Annotated in this window: 3 protein-coding genes; all 3 read left to right on the top strand. The window is 47.8% G+C overall.

Annotation, left to right across the window (positions count from 1 at the left end):
* Positions 1–59 precede the first annotated feature (59 nt).
* Positions 60–1,160 (top strand): DNA cytosine methyltransferase, encoded by a 1,101-nt coding sequence (locus SD70_RS32480; RefSeq protein WP_346432124.1) that lies wholly within the window; start codon positions 60–62, stop codon positions 1,158–1,160.
* A complete protein-coding gene (locus SD70_RS32475; protein ID WP_041052856.1) occupies positions 1,157–1,363 on the top strand; it encodes a hypothetical protein in 207 nt (68 codons plus the stop codon). Before SD70_RS32480 ends, SD70_RS32475 begins: the two co-directional genes overlap by 4 nt.
* Before the next feature lie 150 nt (positions 1,364–1,513).
* Positions 1,514–1,750, top strand: coding sequence for a hypothetical protein (locus tag SD70_RS32470; RefSeq protein WP_041052852.1), 237 nt, complete (start codon positions 1,514–1,516; stop codon positions 1,748–1,750).
* The last annotated feature ends 100 nt before the right edge of the window (positions 1,751–1,850 follow it).

Below are 1,850 nucleotides of genomic sequence, written 5' to 3'. Positions count from 1 at the left end.
AATCCGCTTAGCCGAAGGCGGAGGCCGAGCCAAGGGAAAAGAAAAGAGAGGTGTAATGGGTGAGCAGCCATACATTCGTCGAAATGTTCGCCGGCATCGGCGGTATGGGGTACGGACTCATGCAAGCCGGCTGGAATTGCGTAGGATACGCCGAATGGGATAAGTTCGCCCATCAGGCATACGAGATACTACATGACCCAGAGAAAAGGATGTGGAGCGCATATGACGTTAGAGCAGTCACAGATGACAATCTTCGATTGCTTAGAGACGAGCGAGGACCAATTGACTTGCTCGCTGGAGGATTTCCTTGCCAGAGCTTCTCGATCGCTGGAAAACGTCAAGGATTTAGAGACGCTACTCGCGGAACGCTTTTCTTTGAGATCGTCCGGTGGGCATCTGTTCTCCGACCTCGACATTTACTTCTTGAAAACGTCGTCGGACTCCTCAATCACGACGAAGGAAGAACTTTCGAAACCGTTATTGGAACGCTGGATGAGCTGGGGTATGTGGGGGAGTGGTGCGTGCTTAACAGCGCGGCCTACGTTCCTCAAAACCGAGAGCGCATATTCATTGTCGCAAGTCTTAGAGGATCAGGTGGACGAAAAATATTTCCTTTCGGCGGAGAAAACAGAAATGCTCTTAAACAATTTAGCGATGGAGAAGGAATCGCATATTGCTTAGATACTGGATACGCAAAAGGTATAGCTGCAACAGGATGGGAGAAAGCAAGAAGAACACACATTATCGAGCCAATTGCAGTCCTCACTCCTGATCGTGAAGAAAAGCGACAAAACGGGCGCCGATTCAAGGAACCAGGAGAGCCAATGTTCACACTTACGGCACAGGATCGGCATGGGGTGGCGATTATTCAGCAGGGCAGAGGATTCAATAAAGGCGGATTACACGAAACAGCCCCAACACTGACAAAGAACAGTTGGGAGCACAACAATCACCTTTACGACGGCTACCGCATCCGCAAACTCACACCGCTTGAATGCTTCCGACTCCAAAGCTTCCCTGACGAATGGTACTACAAACTGAAAGAAGCCGGCATAAGCGACTCACAACTCTACAAAATGGCCGGCAATGCTGTAACGAGTGTCGTGGCATATGAGATCGGAAAACGATTAATTCAAAGTGTAAAGGAGCCAACCCTATGACCAAAGATAACCAGGAGAAAATACAAGAAATACGAAAAGCGTTACAGAAAGCTACACCGGGGCCGTGGGAAGCTTTAATAAACAACGGTGGATGCGAGGTAATGCCAAAAGGCGGTTCGGTTAATTCATGGATTTGCCAACTTTGGTATAAGGATGAGGAGCGCATGAACCTATGGGATCGGCATGACACGTTACGAGGGTGAAGTCGAAGTGTCTGCCACGGATCGGGATTCAGCGGAGGGAACGGCGATTCGATTGCTTCGCAATCAGAGCGGCGGCGGAGTGTCTATCACGATCACGGACATTCAAGAATCATAATGAATATAGAAGAACATGAGGAGGGATTAAGGGATATGAAAGAGCCGAATTTTGAAGTGACTAGCAATATGGCAATCGAAATTATGAGATTCAATTGCCCGGCGTGCGAAAAAGTTGTTTTTGAAATGTTGGATCATGAAGTCGAACAATGTGTTCATTGTGGTCAGGAGTTCCACGGAGAAATTGAACGCGATTATGAGCCGGACAAATACTTCCTGCTTGTTAATCCTAAAACGGGAAAACCAAGAATTTACGAAGACCCTGAAGCATGAACACCGACTGAATATTCCCTAGTTCCGATGGCAATGAAACGTACTTGAAGTATTCGGGAAGTTCAAATGTGACCGTAAAAGAATCCCCCGAAGAAGTCGC

The sequence above is a fragment of the Gordoniibacillus kamchatkensis genome (genome assembly GCF_000829455.1).
In the GTDB taxonomy this organism is placed as follows: Bacteria; Bacillota; Bacilli; order Paenibacillales; family NBRC-103111; genus Gordoniibacillus; species Gordoniibacillus kamchatkensis.
This window is presented reverse-complemented; position numbering and strand designations above follow the sequence as displayed.

Bases quoted from the DNA above. Each gene is read 5' to 3' on its own strand.
- SD70_RS32475 (WP_041052856.1), top strand. From the start codon at position 1,157: ATGACCAAAGATAACCAGGAGAAAATACAAGAAATACGAAAAGCGTTA.
- SD70_RS32470 (WP_041052852.1), top strand. From the start codon at position 1,514: ATGAAAGAGCCGAATTTTGAAGTGACTAGCAATATGGCAATCGAAATT.